The 17236-nt window shown below is 72.0% G+C and carries 16 protein-coding genes; 14 read left to right on the forward strand and 2 right to left on the reverse strand.

What is annotated here, in order from left to right; all coding sequences use genetic code 11:
- Nucleotides 1-9 precede the first annotated feature (9 nt).
- A complete protein-coding gene (locus WG923_RS10490) occupies nt 10-726 on the forward strand; it encodes a LutC/YkgG family protein (RefSeq protein ID WP_340350901.1) in 717 nt (238 codons plus the stop codon).
- Entirely contained in the window at nt 723-2195 is a 1473-nt protein-coding gene (locus WG923_RS10495; protein WP_340350902.1) for a LutB/LldF family L-lactate oxidation iron-sulfur protein, read from the forward strand. Before WG923_RS10490 ends, WG923_RS10495 begins: the two co-directional genes overlap by 4 nt.
- Nucleotides 2196-2264: 69 nt before the next feature.
- On the opposite strand, the gene WG923_RS10500 is transcribed toward WG923_RS10495, so the two are convergent.
- A complete protein-coding gene (locus WG923_RS10500; protein ID WP_340350903.1) occupies nt 2265-2768 on the reverse strand; it encodes a hypothetical protein in 504 nt (167 codons plus the stop codon).
- Between the two features lie 105 nt (nt 2769-2873).
- A complete protein-coding gene (locus tag WG923_RS10505) occupies nt 2874-3491 on the reverse strand; it encodes a pyridoxamine 5'-phosphate oxidase family protein (RefSeq protein WP_340350904.1) in 618 nt (205 codons plus the stop codon).
- A 196-nt stretch (nt 3492-3687) separates the two neighbouring features.
- On the opposite strand from WG923_RS10505, the gene WG923_RS10510 reads away from it, so the two are divergent.
- From WG923_RS10510 to WG923_RS10565, 12 genes are all read left to right on the forward strand, one after another.
- Entirely contained in the window at nt 3688-4455 is a 768-nt protein-coding gene (locus WG923_RS10510; protein WP_340350905.1) for a YecA/YgfB family protein, read from the forward strand.
- A 109-nt stretch (nt 4456-4564) separates the two neighbouring features.
- A complete protein-coding gene (locus tag WG923_RS10515) occupies nt 4565-4870 on the forward strand; it encodes a hypothetical protein (protein WP_340350906.1) in 306 nt (101 codons plus the stop codon).
- 190 nt (nt 4871-5060) lie between these two features.
- Nucleotides 5061-5273 carry a hypothetical protein gene (locus WG923_RS10520; RefSeq protein WP_340350907.1) on the forward strand — a complete coding sequence of 71 codons (213 nt, stop codon included), beginning with the start codon at nt 5061-5063 and terminating at the stop codon, nt 5271-5273.
- 314 nt (nt 5274-5587) lie between these two features.
- Nucleotides 5588-7588 carry a hypothetical protein gene (locus tag WG923_RS10525; RefSeq protein WP_340350908.1) on the forward strand — a complete coding sequence of 667 codons (2001 nt, stop codon included), beginning with the start codon at nt 5588-5590 and terminating at the stop codon, nt 7586-7588.
- Nucleotides 7589-7606: 18 nt separating this feature from the next.
- Nucleotides 7607-8881: a hypothetical protein gene (locus WG923_RS10530; RefSeq protein WP_340350909.1), complete on the forward strand. Its 1275-nt coding sequence runs from the start codon at nt 7607-7609 to the stop codon at nt 8879-8881.
- On the forward strand, nt 8878-9108 hold the full coding sequence (locus WG923_RS10535; protein WP_340350910.1) for a hypothetical protein: 231 nt from the start codon (nt 8878-8880) through the stop codon (nt 9106-9108). Before WG923_RS10530 ends, WG923_RS10535 begins: the two co-directional genes overlap by 4 nt.
- Before the next feature lie 4 nt (nt 9109-9112).
- Nucleotides 9113-10189 carry a hypothetical protein gene (locus tag WG923_RS10540; RefSeq protein WP_340350911.1) on the forward strand — a complete coding sequence of 359 codons (1077 nt, stop codon included), beginning with the start codon at nt 9113-9115 and terminating at the stop codon, nt 10187-10189.
- On the forward strand, nt 10186-11562 hold the full coding sequence (locus WG923_RS10545; RefSeq protein WP_340350912.1) for a S8 family peptidase: 1377 nt from the start codon (nt 10186-10188) through the stop codon (nt 11560-11562). The genes WG923_RS10540 and WG923_RS10545 overlap by 4 nt, the downstream gene beginning before the upstream one ends.
- Nucleotides 11563-11565: 3 nt before the next feature.
- Complete coding sequence (locus tag WG923_RS10550) at nt 11566-13590, forward strand: hypothetical protein (RefSeq protein ID WP_340350913.1); 2025 nt, start codon at nt 11566-11568, stop codon at nt 13588-13590.
- 10 nt (nt 13591-13600) lie between these two features.
- Nucleotides 13601-14707 (forward strand): hypothetical protein, encoded by a 1107-nt coding sequence (locus tag WG923_RS10555; RefSeq protein WP_340350914.1) that lies wholly within the window; start codon nt 13601-13603, stop codon nt 14705-14707.
- 18 nt (nt 14708-14725) lie between these two features.
- Nucleotides 14726-16006 carry a hypothetical protein gene (locus WG923_RS10560; protein ID WP_340350915.1) on the forward strand — a complete coding sequence of 427 codons (1281 nt, stop codon included), beginning with the start codon at nt 14726-14728 and terminating at the stop codon, nt 16004-16006.
- Nucleotides 16007-16018: 12 nt separating this feature from the next.
- The gene (locus WG923_RS10565) at nt 16019-17233 is read left to right on the forward strand and encodes a hypothetical protein (protein WP_340350916.1); all 1215 of its coding nucleotides are present in this window, start codon (nt 16019-16021) and stop codon (nt 17231-17233) included.
- Nucleotides 17234-17236 lie beyond the last annotated feature (3 nt).

Below are 17236 nucleotides of genomic sequence, written 5' to 3' on the forward strand. Positions count from 1 at the left end.
CCGACTGCCATGCCCCTGCCCGACACCCGCCCCGCCCGCCAGGCCATCTTCGCCGCGCTGCGCGGCGTGGTCACCCCGCCGCTGCCGGCGCCCGATCTCGCGCCCTACCACGCGAGCCCTTTCGGCCGGGGCAGCGTCGGTGCGCGCATCGCTGCGGAGCCGCTGCGCGCGGAATTCGAAAAGGCCGCGCGCGGCTGGCGCGCCGACGTGCTCCACGCGCGGCCCGACAACTGGCCCGGCGCGGTGCGCCAGGCGCTAGCCCAGCGTGGCCTGCGCAGCATCGCCATCGGCGCGGCATCGCCCTTGCAGCCGGGCCTGGACGAGGCCTTGCGGGGCCTCGCCGTGCGGCGCTTCGAGCAGCCCCTGGAAACCTGGAAAGGCGAGCTGTTCGACACGGTGGACGCCGCCGTGACGGCCACCGTGGCCGGCATCGCCGACACCGGCACGCTGGTGCTGTGCCCCGGCGCGCACGAGCCGCGCACGCTTTCGCTGGTGCCGCCGGTGCACGTCGCGGTGCTGATGGCGAGCCGACTGCATGCCAGCCTGCCCGCGGCGATGCGCGCTCTGTATCCCGGGGACGGCCCGCCCGCGCTGCCGACCAACCTGCTGCTGGTGACCGGGCCCTCCAAGACGGCCGACATCCAGCAGGTGCTGGCCTATGGCGCGCACGGGCCGAAGGAGCTCGTGATCGTGCTGGTCGACGACCTGGCTGAGGCGACGCAATGAATCCAGCAACCCCTGCGGACGCGCACGGCCGCGCCGCGCCGCTGCACTTCGTCGACCCGCGCCGCTTCAAGGAGAACGCGCGCGAGGCCGTGAACGACGCCCACCTGCGCGCGAGCTTCCGCAGCGCGATGGACTTCCTGCAGGCCAAGCGCGCCGCGCACTTCGGCGAGGCCGAGACCTTCGAGCCGCTGCGGCACGTGGGCGAAGCGATCCGGCGCTACAGCCTGTCGCGGCTGCCGGACCTGCTCGAGCAGCTGGAGCGCAACCTGCTCGCCCGCGGCGTGCAGGTGCACTGGGCGTCCACCACCGAGGAGGCGAACGCGATCTTCCTGGCCATCGCGCGCGACGCGGGCGCGCGGCGCATGGTGAAGGGCAAGTCGATGGTCAGCGAGGAGATCGAGCTGAACCACCGCATGGCCGAACACGGCGTCGACTGCCTCGAGTCCGACATGGGCGAGTACATCGTGCAGCTCGCCGGCGAGCGCCCCAGCCACATCATCATGCCGGCGATCCACAAGACCAAGCAGCAGATCGCCGCGCTGTTCGCCGAACGCATCCCGGACACGCCGTACACGGAAGACGTCGACGCGCTGATCGCCATCGGCCGGCGCGTGCTGCGCAACGAGTTCCGCGATGCCGCGATCGGCGTATCGGGCGTCAACTTCATGGTGGCCGAGACCGGCACGCTGTGCCTGGTCGAGAACGAGGGCAACGGGCGCATGTGCACCACCGTGCCGGACGTGCACATCGCGATCACCGGCATCGAGAAGGTGGTGGAGCGCTTCGAGCACGTGCTGCCGCTGTTCAACCTGCTCACGCGCTCGGCCACCGGCCAGGCGGTCACGACCTACTTCAACGCGATCACGGGGCCGCGCCGCGACGGCGAGCTCGATGGGCCGCGCGCGGTGCATCTCGTGCTGCTGGACAACGGCCGCACGCAGGCGTGGCGCGACGCCGATTTCCGCCCGACGCTGCAGTGCATCCGCTGCGGCGCCTGCATGAACCACTGCCCCGTGTACGCGCGCATCGGCGGGCTGGCCTACGGCACGACGTACCCGGGTCCCATCGGCTCCATCATCTCGCCCCACCTGCTGGGCCTGGAGCCCACGCAGTCGCTGCCCACCGCGAGCAGCCTGTGCGGCGCCTGCGCCGAGGTGTGCCCGGTCGGCATCCCGATCCCCGACCTGCTGATGCAACTGCGGCACGCCGCCCGGCACGACCCGCTCCCGGGCCACGCACCGCTGGCGGGCCAGGGGAGCGCGAAGGACTGGAAGGAGGCGCTGGCGTGGAAGGCGTGGGCCTGGTTCAACCAGCGGCCGACGTGGTACGCGCTCGCGGTGCGCCTGGCACGCGCCCTGCGCGGGTTGACCCCTTCGCGCCAGGCGGGGTGGACGGCGCATCGCACGCCGATGAAGCTGGCCGGCCGCGGGCTGCGGGAACGCCTGCCGCCAGGCGTGCGCCGCGGGTGAAGGCGGCAGCCGCGCGCCAACCCTCGTGAAAACGGCGCCTCGCGGCGCCGTTGTCCATCGCGTCGACCTTCAGCGGCCGTCGCCGTCCGAGTCGCCGGGAATGGCGCGCTCGACCGCATTGCCCGCGCGATGCCATGCATCGCGGGTGGCATGCTTGGCGTGTTCCCACTCGAGCGAGGAAGTCCCGCGGGCCGTGCGCCAGTCGCGGCTCAGCTCGGGTTCCACCTCGTCGAAGGAACGATCCGGATAGCGCGAGTACGCGTCGGCACCATAGCGGTAGGCCGGGCCGTAGTCGTCGTAGCTCGCGCCGCCGGTGACGTACGGGCGGCTCGCGTAGTTGTCGCGCCAATACGCTTCTTCGACCACCGGATCCACCTTCCTGCGTCCCGCGATGGCCCCGACAGCGGCGCCGACGGCCGCACCGACGGCCGCACCGACGGGACCCGTCATGCCGCCGACGACCGCACCCGCGGCTGCTCCGCCGGCGACGCCGCCGACCACTCCCCCGGCGACGGCGCCCTTGGCCGTCGGATGCGATTCCTTGTCGGAAGCAATGGGCTTGCGTTCATTCATGGGCTCTTCCTTGTATGGTTGGGAGCCCCAACGGTAAGACCTCGCCGCAGGCGCAAGGCCGGGGCTTTGGCGCACGCTGGTGTCAGCCGATTCGCACAGGACCGGTCAGTACAGCGTCGTGCGCTGGCGGGCCGGCAGCTCCGCGTCGTAGGCCGCACCGTCGATGGCACCCTCCGTCAGGGCCTGCAGGATCTCGCCCGCCGTCGGAACGCCGGCCGGGCGCGCCGCGGGTTGCTCCCAGAGCCGCGAGCGCTGCAGGGCGCGGGCGCACTGGAAGAAGACGGTGTCGACCGCGATGCGCAGGACGCATTGGGGTCGCTTGCCCTCCATGGCCAGCCGCTCCAGCAGCGCTGGATCCGTGCTGATCGAAGCGCGGCCATTCACGCGCAGGGTCTCGCCGACGCCGGGAATGAAGAACAGCAAGGCCACGCGCGGGTCCGCCAGGATGTTGCGCAGGCCGTCGATGCGGTTGTTGCCGCGCCGCTCCGGCAGCAGCAGGGAGTTCTCGTTCTCGACGATCACGAAACCGGCCGGGTCGCCGCGCGGCGATGCATCCAGCCCCGCGGGCCCGCTGGTCGCCAGCACCGCGAACGGCGACGCCTCGATCCAGCGGCGGTAGACCGGGGCAATGAAGGCGACCTCCTTGCGCAACGAGGCTTCACCGACGGGGCCGAACAACTGCTGCAGCTGGTCGAGCGTCGTGATGGTGTGGGACGGGGCCATCGCCGCACCCTAGCCTGCCGCGCCGTGGCGCGTCAAGCACACGCGGCTCACCAGCCGGCGCTCGGGAGCGCCGCAGCGAGCGAATCGAGACTCTTCATCATGGAAACCTGGAGTCCCGCCGCGGCCGGCGGGTTCGCGGCCCCGGTGCGGATGCGCGACGGATAATTCCGTTCCGACACCGAACCTGCCTGCCCCCTTGACGAACACGACTGCCGCCGATCCCGGCCCGCTCACCCCCGAAGACTTCGACGCGCTCGACGACACGCTGGACCTGCTGCGCCAGGACGACGAGGACGTTCCCGGGTGGGAATTCTGCGAGGGCTTCCTCGTCGCGCTGGTGTGCATGCGCCGCGCCGTGCCGCCCGAGGAGTACTGGCCCGTGCTGCTCGGGCCGAACTTCCGCCCCATGGAACACATGGAGTTCGTCTGGCGCTGGCGCCGCCGCTGGGAGGAAATCGCCTTCGCGCTGGACCAGCCGGTGGATGAGATCGATGACGAACGCACCTACCACCCCGAGGCGCTCGACATGCGCGGCGCGATCCTCGCCCTGCCCCCGCAAGAGCGGGCGGAGGGCGACCTCGACAACCTGCCTGCCTATGCGCAGGTCTGGGCGATCGGTTTCCTGTCCGCCGTGGAGAGCTGGCCCGAAGACTGGCAGCCGCCGCGCGACGCCGAGGCGGCGCAGGTGATCGAGGCCGCCCTGGAGGACATCGCCGCGCTCGTCGAAGGCGATGCGGGCGAGCCGGCCTTCTCGATGTACAGCGACGACGGTCCGCCCAGCGTGAGCGACGAGCGCCTGGCGGCGGTCGCCGCTGCCATCTGGGCGGCCTACGACCTGCGCCAGGTGTGGCGCAGCCTCGGCCCGCGCATCGAGCCCTTGCGCAAGACCCCGGAGCCGGGCCGCAACGATCCGTGCCCCTGCGGCAGCGGCAGGAAATACAAGAAGTGCCACGGGGCCGGATGACGGCGCAGGCCGCGGCCACGTCGGCGCGGTCCGACGCGGGCAGCGCCGGCCTTCCTGCGCCATGGAAGTGCTTGGCGTGCAACGCTGGGCCACATCCAAGGGGAACACCATGGGCTCTCATCGCAACGCCGCATCCCGCATCTCCGCCAGCGAGGGCCGCGCCTGCGCAGACGCGCTGCCGCTCGAGGAAGGGCAGGCCGACAAGGACAAGATCACCGGCGACGGCAAGGCGCCGCGCGCGGGCCGCACGGGCAACCTGGGGGCCAGGGCGGAGCGTCCGGCGGAAAACCGCGCGCACAAGAGCAACAGCGGCGGTGCGGAGCCGACGCGGCGGGACAAGCCTCCTTCGCCGGCCGCGGACGAGGGCCCGCCAGGCCGGGACGAGCCGCCGCGGCCCAGGGACTCGGCGGGCTGAAACCGGGCACCCCCTCGGCCGGGCCGACGGACGGAGGGTTTCATTGACGCGCGCGCCCGCGAGGCGCAGACTGGTGCACGCAGGGTGGCGTTCGCCTCCCGTGATCGTGGATCTCTGCGTCCTTACGCGAGGCCTCCATGAACGCATACCCTCCGCTCACCTTCCCCTCCACGGCGCAGGCGCCGAGGCGATGACCGCCCCCACCCACGGCAGGCGGGCCGAGCGCATCCGGCGCACGGCGACCACCGTCGGCATCGGCAACCTGTTGGCCCAGTCCTGGCTTTCACCCGCGCCGAGGGTCGAGCCCGTGCCGGACGCGCCGGCCCCCTCGAGCCGCGAGGCGGAGGGCGCCGACGCAAGGACCGGCGCGCCACAACGCCCGAGCATCTCGCGCGCGATCTGACTGTTGCCGGGCGATGTACCGCCCACCCTCGAACGCGCCCTCCTGAAGTACCGCTGGCGGACCGTCGCGATCTGAGGATCGCGGCCACGCGCCGACCCGCCGGGTGCCACGACCCCGCGGGCGCATCGCCATGCCTGGTGCCGCAGCCGCGCGGTTGACAGATGTGTATCGCCGCAGCGGGGGGTGTGCACCCGCGCTGTAGCACCGCTTGCCAACCCCTGCCGCGCTTGCGCTGGAAACGCCCGCCGAATCAGGCCCTTGCCGCGTGGCACGGGCCTTGCGGCGCTCGTGGGTCACGCCACGAGGAGTCGCCCATGCTGACGATCGCGCCCGGTGCTGCCCCGAGGACACGCGCCTTCGCGGCCGGCGTGCCGCGCATGACGCCGCTGCACGACCCTCTCGACAAACGACACAGCGACCTGAGCTTCAGCGTCGACACCGGCGGCCGCCCGCGCTTTCGCGTGCTGGTCGCCCGTGATCGCGCGCTGTTCGCTGCCGACCAGGCCGGTGCGCGCAATGCCTCCAACTTCTACGACAGCCAGGGCGAAGGCCTGCTGCCCTTCGACGGCCCGCCCTGCTTCTACCTCGTGCCGCGCAGCGCGCTGCACGCGATGCTGCCGGCACCGCGCCTGTACTACACGCTGATCGCGTATGCCGGCGACGACGGCACCGGCGCCGTGTACGCGCAGGCCCCGGAATCGCTGGCCCGCGAAGCGCCCTCGGTGGCCGTCGATTCGGCGCTGACGGGCACGCTGGGCCTGATGTTCGGCACGCCGGTGGGGCGGCTGCTGCGCGTGGAGGCCGCCGCCCAGGCCTGGGAACAGGCGTTCGACGACACGGGCGAGGACTTCGGTGGCAGCGTCCCCGAGGCGGTCGGCCTCGAGGCCGACGACGGCGAGTTGCCCACGCCCTCGGCCGACGAGGTGGCCGCCGCCTACGACGACGGCTCCGACAGCGAGGAAGCCGACCAGGCGTACGCCGCGAGCGACGACCGCGACGAGGACTACGACGACGGCTACGCCCATCCCGCATCGGCGCAAGCGGACAACGACGACGACGACTCCGGATCTGCCGCGGCCGCCTACGGCGACGCCGACGGCGACCAGGACGGGTACGACGACGGCTTCGGCCGCTCCGAGTCGTTCGCGCAGTCCGGCCGCGAGCCGTACCCGCAGGTGCACGCCTACGAGGAACAGGCGGAGGACCGGTCCCACGGCGGCGACTACGCCGGGCACCGCGAGGTCCATGCGTACGCCTCCGAGGCCGCGCGCGAGCCGGTGCCCGAGATGCTGCCGGACGAGGACGCCGACAGCGCCCACAGCGCGCAGGCCGGCGAGCACGACGAGGACGAAGTCGAGATCGAGGCGTCGGCCCAGGCCTATGGCGAGGAGTCCGCCGACGGCTACCCCTGGGGCCAGGCCCAGGCCAGCGAACCGGCGCGCGTGCCCTTCGACATCGCCGCCTGCAAGGCGATCCTCGCGCGCATCATGCCCTTCGAGTCCGGCAGCGAAGGCTTCGCCCGCGTGCTGGAAGACGGCGAATACGCCGGCCGCTGCGGCACCGGCCACCCCGCGTACCAGCGCTTCCACCTGGGGCTCACCTTCGGCGGCTTCCCCTTCGTGCAGGAAACCGGCACGCTGGGGCAGTTGCTGGTGCTGATGCGCGAGCGCGACCGCGCCACCTTCGACCAGCTGTTCCCCGATGCCGACACGCTGATCGCGGTGACCACCGCGGCCGACGGGCCGCGCGCGTGGCAGTCCGGCGACGGCTTCTCGCAGCGGCTGCGGCCGGTGGGCGGCCAGCGCCTGTGGCAGGAGCCGTGGCCCGGGCGCTTCCGGCGCGCCGGCCAGCATCCGCCGTTCCAGGCCGCGCAGAACGAACTCGCCGCGAGCCTGTACGTGCAGCCGGTGATCGGCATCTGCCGCCAGATCGGCCTCGACTCCGAACAGGGCCTGGCGATGGCGATCGACCGCGCCGTGCAGATGGGCGCCGACGGTGCGCTGGCCTGGCTGCTGGAATGCGCGACACCCGTGGAAACGCTCGCGATGAAGCAGGCGGCCCTCACGGCGCTCGGCGCTGCGGACCTGCAGTCCTTCCAGGCGGCGCAGAAGCTGCCGCCCACGGGCACCTGGGACGTCGCCACGCATGCGGCGCTGATCGCGGCGATGCGCGCCAGCCCCAACAGCGCGTCTCCGGTGCTGGGCCGCGACGAGATCGTGGCGGCCATGCTGCGCCATGCCCAGGGCACGCCGTGGGCCGAGCGCATCCGGCGCATCCGCGATGCCTCGGCGGCCGACCGCCTGTTCCGGCTCTGAGCGGCCACGCCCACCGCCATGCGCGACTCCACCTTCGCCCCTGCCGCCCTGTCCGGCCACGAGATCGCCGCCGTGCAGCAGCTGCGGCAGGTCGTCCACCGCGCGCCGGCGTACCACGCGCTGAACCACGAGGCGCGGCGCGAGTTCGACCGCTCGCTGGAGCGCATCCAGCAGGTGCTCGCGCCGGCCGCGGGTTTCGCCGGCGCGCCGCGCCTGGCCGGGCAGATGGCACCGGACCTGCGCTCGCAGCTCGCGCCGGGCGGCGGTGGCGCGCCGGGGACCACCGCGCCACCGCAGTCCCCGCAGCCGATGCCGGGCGCAGCGCCCGCACCGGCGGCGGGACCGGCCGGCAGCGGCCCGGTGGGCCGCGTCGGCGAGGTCGCGCGGGCCACGCTCAACGCGATCGACTTCCCCACCTTCGTCGCCTCGCTGATCCAGGGCACCTTCCAGGCCATCGTCGACGCATCGATCCAGCAGATGGAGGCGTATGCCGAACTGCTGAAGAACGTCGCCGGCACCGTCGACCGCTTCATGGGCGACAACGTGTCGGACGGCATGGCCAAGGACTACCTGGCCGACCAGTACAGCGGCGTGCTGGGGCGCGACACCAGCGGCGGTGCCGCGAAGATGGTGGTGCGCCAGACCGGCGGCGAGCTCCCAAGCTTCTTCAAGGACCTGGGGCTGGACACGCCCGACCAGCTGACCGAGCAGAACATCAACGAGGTGGTGGTGCCCGCCACGCGCAGGCAGATGGCGGAGCGGCGCCAGCAGACGCTGGCCACGATGGTGCTCATGGGCATCAACCGCGTGATCGTCAAGGACGGCGAGATCAGCGCCAAGCTGATGTTCCACATCGACGCCACCGAATCCACCAACATCAAGTTCGACCAGAACAAGGTCACCAGCGGCAACATGAGCGGCACGGCCGGCCGCAACCCCTTCGGCGCCACCAGCGTGATGGTCAACACGACCAGCCTGAACGCGCAGAGCGCGATCAACGTGCGCGCCGACCTCACCGGCCAGGTCACCGTGCGCTTCGCCAGCGAGACCTTCCCGCTGGAGCGCTTCGCCGATTCCGCGGCCATCCAGTTGATCAACAACAACGCGAAGGTGCCGGCCCCCGCCGCGCCCGCGGTGGTGGTGCCGGGAACGCCCGCTGCACCGGCCGCGCCGCCCGCGCCGCCCGCGCTGCCCGCGCCGGTGGCCGCCGCGCCCGGGGTCGCTGCCAAGCCCGCCGCGCAAGGCATGGCCCTCGCGCCCGACCCCTGGGCTCCCGTGGGAGCCGCGGGATGAACACCGAGCTGGCCGTGACGCTGCTGCAGCTGTTCGAAGGCCTCGCCGCGCCGCCCGGAAGCGGCCTGGTCGTCACCTCGGTGGACGTCGACATGCCGCTGGAGATCACCGCTGCCGTCCGTGGCGACGACCTCGTGTTCCTCGCGCAGGCGCCCCATTCGCGCTGGGAGGCGGGCTTCCTGCCGCCGGTGCAGCGCCTGAGCCTGAAGCTGGCGCTGGAGGAGTGATGACTTGGCCGATCGCAACACGTCCGCCGGCGCTGCGTTCCTGGTCGAGGACTTCATCACCTCCATCACGACCCAGCTCGATCGCGTGCAGGACGCGCTGCGCATCAAGGCCGTCAACCGTCCCCTCACCTACGCACTGAAGGAGCTGCACCTGGAACTCAAGGTGTTCGTCGACATGGATGCCCAAGGACACGTGATGCTGCGCGCCGCCGGCCCCAACGAGGCCGGGGCCAGCACGCTCGCGCTCGACTTCACCACCATCACCAAGCCGATGATCGAGGAGAACACGATCTCGCTGGCGGCCACGCGCTCGACGCCCCTGGACAACCTGGGCCTCAAGCCCGAGGAGCAGATGCGGCTGGAGCGCCTGGGCGTGACCAACCTCGCGCAGCTCGACCGGCTCAAGGGCAGCACCGGCATGAGCACGGTCGCCCGCATGGCCGACATGCCGGTCGAACGGCTGCGGCGCGCCCTGGTGGCCGGGCGTCCGCAGATCGGTCCTTCCCCGGCGCCGGCGCCGGCGCCGCGTCCGCCGGCCGTGACGCCGCGTCCGCCGGTGGCATCGCCTCCGGTTGTCTTGCCGCGCCCGCCGGTGGCATCGCCTCCGGTTGTCTTGCCGCGTCCGCCGATCGCCTCGCCTCCGGTGGGCTCGCCGCGCCCGCCGATCGGCCTCCCGCGGCCGCTGCCCTCGCCGGTGCTGCGCGCGAAGCTGGGCCAGCCGTTCGAGGACGCGGATCTGGCGTCATCGCAGGCGTCGGCGGCCGACGATGCCGCGGTCCCCGCCGGCGTGCTCGAAGTCGCCCCCGGCACCCGCCGCCTCACGCTTGCGGGCCGCAACCTCCAGCACGAAGCCTATCCGCCCGCCGTGCGCCTCAATGGCGAGGCACTGGAGATCGACGAGATCGACGACGACCGACTGGTGGTGCTGCTGCCGCACGGCTTCGCGCCCGGCGCGCTGGAAGTGAGCCTGGGCGACGAGGCGCCGCACTGCTTCGCGCTGGTCCACCCGCTGCACATGGCACCGCCCGAGGCCGCGGGCGACGACCCCTGGGCGCCCGCGGGCGCCAGGAGCCGGCCATGAAGCGCGACGGCTTCCTCACCCTCACGCTGCGCTCCGGCGTCGCCGCGGCGGTCGTGCCTGCGCACCTGGATTGCCTGTCCGGCGCCGGCCGGCCCAGCCCCGTGCTCGATGGCGGGCGCATCGACGCGCTGGTGCGCCGGCAGGCCGACGGCGCGCGCTTTCGCCGCATCTTCCACGCGCGGCGCTCCCTCGGCCGCCCGGGCGAGCAGCACGTCGGCTTCGACGACGAGGAAGAGGCCCTGGGCCTGTCGCGCAGCTACCAGGTGGAACTCGGCAACCCCGACGCCGCGGTCCGTGTGCGCGAATCGCTGCGCGACCTCGGTTCGGTGGAACAGTGCCAGTTGCAGGCCCTGGCCGTCGCGCCGCTCGAAGCGGGCCCGCGCGCGGCCACCCCGCGCCGCGTGCTCACCCGCGAGGAAACGCTGGAGCCGCAACGCCGCATCCGTGCGATCGAGGCGCTCGCACGCGAACCGGGCGATGCCTCCCTCACCGTGGCGGTGGTCGACACCGGCGTGGTGGTCGGCCATCCGGAGTTCCAGCGCCGTTGCCTGGCCGGCTACGACACCGTGGACCTGGGCATGGGACGCCTGAACGCATCGACGAAACTGGTGGGCGACTCGCGCGGCTGGGACTACAACCCCTACGACGAGGTCGGCCACGGCTGCCTGGTGGCGGGCATCATCGGCGCGCAGGGCTTCCGCGTGCCGCGCGGCGTGGGCGGACTGTGCATGCTGCTGCCGGTGCGCGTGCTGGCCGCCGCGCAGCGCGACAACGCCAGCGGCCGGCTGATGGGCGTGGGCGCCCTGCCCGACATCGATGCCGGCATCAAGGTCGCGGTGGACCTCGGCGCCGTCGTCATCAACCTGAGCCTGGGCTCCTCGCTGGACGCCAGCGATGCCCACGCCGCGCCGCCCCATCACGCCGTGGTGCGCTATGCGACGGCGCGCGGCTGCGTGCTGGTGGCGGCGGCCGGCAACAGCGGCCAGCGGCAGATGTTCTATCCGGCCGCCCTGCCGGAGGTGATCGCGGTGGGCTCCGTCGACGCGCTCGGGCATCGCTCGCGCTTTTCCACCTGGGGCCCGCAGGTCGCGCTGTGCGCACCCGGCGAAGCCGTCGCGGGCGTGGGCCGCCGCGGCTACCAGACCAGCTCCGGCACTTCCTTCGCCTCGCCCTTCGTGACCGGCGCCGCGGCACTGCTGATGGCGCGCGCGCGCCGGCGCGGCCAGCGGCTCGACGCCGCGGGCGTGCGCCGGCTGCTGTGCGGAAGCGCTCGCGCGCTGCCCGGCGGCGCGGGCGAGGAGACCGGGGCGGGCCTGCTGGATTGCATGGCCGCGATCGAGGCGCTGGATGCCTCGCATGCCGAGACGAGGTGAACCATGGTGGCGAAGTCAACCCACAGCGACGATTCGAATGCGTGGACGCTGCTGCTCGACGAAATCGCGCGCCTCTCCGCGGCCGACCGCAGCCAGGCGATCCGCCAGCTGCAGCAGGCCCTGGGGGCCAGCGACGCCGCGACGGCGGAACTCCTGCTGACCCTCCTGGGCCGCGGCCCGGCGAAGGCGGCGCGGGCTCCCAGCGGGCCCGCACCGCCAGGCTACATCGCGATGCTGGCGAGCCTGCTGCGGCGGGCGTCCGAACGCCATCCCCTGCTGAAGACGCCGGAGGACAAGCTCAAGTCCCTGCCGGCAACGCTCGAGCGACGTCCCTTCGCTTCACTCCGGCCGCTCGTCGGGCCGGCCCTGCGCGTCGTCATCGGGCGAGCCACCGACGCCGACGTTCACCTGCTGGTCCAGTTCCTCAAGGAGATTTCCATGGCCACCACCTTCTTCGTCGACCCGAGCCCGATTCCCCTGTTCCAGGACCCGAGCACCCGCGATGCCCTTGTCAAGGCGCTGAGCGACAAGGTCACGAGCGAGCTGCAGCTGACCTTCGGCGTTTCGCCGGCGCAGGCCGACGTGAAGACGGTGCCCTCCGCCGCGGCCGTCCTGGGCATGCTGGTGCTCGATGGCGAGGCCGACGCCAACTCGGGCAGCCTGCGCACCGCCATGCAGCGCGCGTGGCTCGAGTCGATCGGGGAGATGCCCTCCACCGGCGCGCCCCCCAACGACAAGGTGCCGCTGTCCGAGGTGTACAAGTTCATCGCCGACACGCTGCCGAAGTTCAAGGGCGGCAACACCAACATCGCCGACCAGGAGTTCGCCTTCGTCGCACGCAACGTGATCGCCGGCGGCTCCAGCATCAAGTTCGGCCACCCCGATTTCGAATCCGCGATCCGCATCGCGCTGGACCAGTACGTGCAGACGCGCGCCACCGGCGACTCGCTCACGCTGCCGCCCGGCACCCTGCCCGGCGGCACCCAGAACGCCGGCGGCGACGCCGACCTGAACAGCGACAACATCCGCGTGATCGGCCTGGTCTACCCGCTGGCGCTGCTGGAGAAGGCGCTGCCGCTTCGGGTGGCCGACCGCGTCGCCGAACTGTTCATGAACGGCCTGCTGCCCTTCGGCCAGGGCTCCGCCGGCAAGGCGATCGACGACTACTACTGGGAGGCCGAGGACCGCCTCACCGAGGCGCAACGCCGCTCGCAGTACGCCCGCATGATCGGCATGCCGGGCGGCGAGGTGTCCAAGGAAGTGGCGCCGAACAAGAACTTCGAGCAGCTGTTCCTGCGCTTCATCTCCGCGGTCTCGGAGTTCACGCGCCAGCGCGAGGTCGACCGCATGTTCACCAACCGCACCGCGATCCTCGCCATCACCGACGAACAGGTGCGCAAGTGCGCCTTCGAGGTGGCGCAGAACGCGTCGCTCTATGCCTGGGGCGGCAGCTTCCACGTCGCCGCCCGCATCAACCGGCACCTGCAGCGGGCCATCGAGATCCTGAACCAGCCGCAGGTGCTGCGCACCTATGCCGCCAGCAACCACTGGCAGGTGATCGAGCGCGTCGGCCAGCAGGACTTCGGCGGCGCGCCGAACTGGGCCAAGTACAGCACCATGGCGCAGGCGGCCAGCCGCATCTTCGACGTGCTGGCCCGCAACACGCCGGCCCTTTCGGCCAGTGCGAGCGGCCTGCCCTTCCTGTTCGACCCGGCGCTCGCCGGCAACAGCAGCTTCACCATCAGCACCACCACCACGCGCACGAGCGGCCTGAGCCCCGGCGACACCAACCAGATCCTCACCAGCGTGCAGCTCTGGCTGGCCGTCAACGGCGTGCGCGACGAACAGGTCAAGCAGTACGCGCAGCCGGTGGAGATGAACACGCAACCCAGCATCCCGACCCTGCCCGGCCTGCCGGGCGGCGGCGACAGCTCGGGGCTGGAGGTGCTGAACAAGTTGAAGCAGCTCACCGCCGGCGGCACGCCCAACCCCGAACAGCTGCAGCAGCTGCTGGCCACCCTGCACTAGGGAGCACGCCGTGAAGCCCAGAGACACCCTCGCCCTGCGGGCGCGGCGGCTGCTTGCGCAGTCGGCCCGCCAGCTGGGAACCGCCGACCCGCTCGACGACGTCGGCGCGGCGCTCGACGAGCAGCTCGACGTCCCCTACGGCGAACCGACGGACGACGCGCCGCTGTCCACCCACTTCTCGGAGCAGACCCCCGAGCACCTGAACTTCGTGATGCGCGCCACCGGCCGCGGCGTCACCGGCGCCGACCGCATCGCGAGCGCCAGCCGGGCGATGACGCACGTGGTGGATCGCCACTTCGGCCGCGGCGCGCGCCACTGGCTCGACAACCAGCTGGAGACGATCCGCTCGCAGGACAACGGCCACCACGCCTCCTGGGGCGCGGCCTTCGGCAGTGCCTTCGACCGCGCAGGTCTCGCCGAATCGTACGTGCACTGCGAGTGGGGGCCCGGGCTGATGGATGCCCTGCCCGCACCACTGCACCGCATCGCGCGGCTCGCGCTGGAGGCGATGCCGGGGCTGCGGCCGGTGATCATGTCGGTGCGCTGCGGGCGTGCCGCGGGCGCCCAGCAGCTGTCGTTCGAGAGCGAACGGCCCCTGTCGCTGCCGGCGCTGCAGCCGCTGATGGACCAGCTCGGTCTCGCGCACCGCCATGCCGGCCTCATGAGCGCCGTGGCCTTCATCCTCGGCGCCCGCTTCGTGCTGCCCGCGGAAGCCGCGATGGTCACGCTGCGGCCGCTGCGCAACGGCGTGGAGATGCGGCTGGACGTGAGCCTGGACGCGATCCCCGACCTGCCCTCGCAGCTGATGGCGCTGATGCGCCTGCAGATGAGCGAGCGCCCGCGCAGCGTGCAGGGCATGGACCGCTGGCTGACCGCGCTGACGCCGGACGGCTATCCAGGCCCCGGCACCGTGTCGGTGCTGTCGGTCTGGGTGCGGCCCGACCTGCCGGCGCGCGTGGCGCTGTACCTGCGGCCCGCCTCGCTCGACCCGCGGCTGGAAGGCATGCGGCAGCGCAGCGCCGCGCCGGCTGCACCGCCGATGCCGGCGCCGCGGGCGCCCGAGCCGGTCGCCGGCCAGGCGCTGTGGTCCTCCTCGGCCTGGATGCCCGTCGCCTGACCTTCACCGGAGCCTGCCATGAACGCTGTCGCACTCCAGGACGATCGATTGCTCGGCGACATCCGCGCTCGCGTGCGGCAGGCCCTCACCAGCAGCTCCGCCTTCAACGCGCTGCCGGCGACGAAGCGCTCGGAGATCGCCCACGACACGGTGCGCGCCTTCCACTACATCCTGGGCGGCGCCGACGGTCGCTCGCGCCCTGGCGGCGTGGAGCTGGCGGGCAACAGCAGCGGCTACGCGCCGCTGGCGCAGGCGCAGGCCGGCGCCACCCCCGCCAGCGGTTTCGTGCCGCTGAAGACGCAGCCACAGGGCCCGCCGCCGATCGGCGAGGCCGCGCGCCAGGGCGGCAGCGCGATGGCCAACCTGGTGCAGGAGGTCGACTTCCCCTCCTTCGTCGGCGGCCTGGTGGACGGCGTCTTCAATTCCATCGTCACCAGCTCGATCAAGCAGATGGAAGCCTATGCGGAGCTGGTGAAGAACGTCAGCAAGTCCGTCGACCAGTACATGAAGGACAACGTCAGCGAGGGCAACGCGCGCGACTACCTGGTGCAGCGCTATCCCGAGCACCTGGAGATGGACTACACGCAGGAGACGCCCAAGCTCAAGCCGCGCGAAGGCGCCGACGAGGCCAACCTGCCCGACTTCTTCTCCGACCTCGGCCTCAAGATGCCCCTCGCGGGCGGCCTGGACCAGGACACCGCCGAACAACAGCTCGTGCCCGCGGCGCGCCAGCGCATCGCCATGGACCGCCAGCAGATGCTCGCCACCATGGTGATGATGGGCGTCAACCGGCTGGTGGTCACCAACGGCACGATCGAGGCCTCGTGCATGTTCCGGCTGGACACGCGCGACACGCGCGTGCGCGACCGCACGCGCACCAGCGGCGGCACCAGCACCAGCGGCAGCCACGACGAGTGGGGCGGCAAGGGCGACTACCACTCGGAGGCCGAACGCAAGGAGAACGACTGGATCAAGAGCGGCAAGTACGCGGGCAACCAGAGCTGGTACAACGGCCACACGCGCGACAGCACCGCCACCTTCAGCGTGTCGACCGTCGACACCAACAAGAACGAGGAGGAGATCAAGCTGCACGCCGAGCTCTCGGGCAAGGTGAAGCTCAATTTCAAGAGCGACTACTTCCCGATGGAGCGCATGGTCGACGCGCTGCAGATCAACCAGATCCGCGACAAGGTGCCGGCCGCCGCGCCGGCCCCCGCCGCGGCCGTGCCCGCCGCGCCGCCGCTGCCACCCATGCCGGCGCTGCCGCCGGTGCCGGGCGTCACCGCGCCGGCGCGCTGAGGAGGGAATGCCATGGCCATCGAAGACGACCGGCTGCTCCCGCTGATCCGCGAGCGCGTGAAGGAGGGCCTGACCTCCAGTGCCGCCTTCGCCCGCCTCCCCGCCGCGCAGCGCGCCAAGGTGGCCAACGACACCGTGCGCGCCTTCCACTACATCCTGGGCGGCGCCGACGGCAGCGTGCGCCCCGACGCCGTCACGCTGGCCGGCCGCACCCCCGTGGCGGCGATGGCCGACAAGCCGCCGCTGCCCGAGGGCGACAGCGCCGGCTCGCGCTTCGCCGAGAGCGGCGCCGTGGCCGCGCGGCAGGGCTCGGACGCCTTCACCGAGATGATCCAGAAGGTCGATTTCCCGCAGTTCGTGGCCGGTCTGATCGACGGCGTGTTCAACGCCATCGTGCATTCGTCGATCCAGCAGATGGAGGCGTACGCGGAGCTGGTGAAGAACGTCAGCAAGTCGGTCGACCAGTACATGAAGGACAACGTCAGCGAGAACAACGCGCGCGACTACCTGGCCGAGCGCTACCCCGAGCACTTCGAGATCGACATCTCCGGCGACAAGCCGCGCGTGCGCCAGCGCCAGGGCGCCAGCGAGGAGAGCCTGCCCGACCTGCAGGGCGACCTCGGGCTGCCGCAGCCGCTGACATCCATCGACGACGACGCGATCGAGACGCAGCTGGTGCCGGCCGCGCGCCGCCGCATGGCCCTGGACCGCCAGCAGCTGCTCGCCACGATGGTGATGATGGGCGTGAACCGGCTGGTGGTGACCAACGGCACCATCGAGGCGTCCTGCATGTTCGAGCTGAACACCACCGATGCCGTCAAGCGCCGCATGAAGCAGGATCGCGCGTCGGACTGGCATTCGCAGAACAAGTCCGAAGCGGGCTACGAAGGCAGCTACAGCCGCGAGAGCTCCGGCTTCCTGGGCCTGGGCGCCAAGAAGAAGCTCAACCAGAGCTGGTACGGCAAGTCCAGCCACGAGGACTCCGCCAACTTCTCGGTCAGCACCTCGCGCAGCGACGACTCCGAAGCCAAGGTGCAGATGCACGCCAAGCTCGCCGGCAAGGTCAACGTGCAGTTCAAGAGCGACTACTTCCCGATGGAACGCATGGTGGACGTGATGCAGATCCAGGCGATCCGCGGCAAGACGCCGGAAGGCGCGAAGCCGGCCGCCGGTGCGGCACCGGGCGCCGCGCTGCCCGCGCCGCGGCAAGCGGTGGCCGTGCGCTGAAGG

It is taken from the genome of Ramlibacter sp. AN1133 (assembly GCF_037890035.1).
Lineage (GTDB): Bacteria > Pseudomonadota > Gammaproteobacteria > Burkholderiales > Burkholderiaceae_C > Ramlibacter.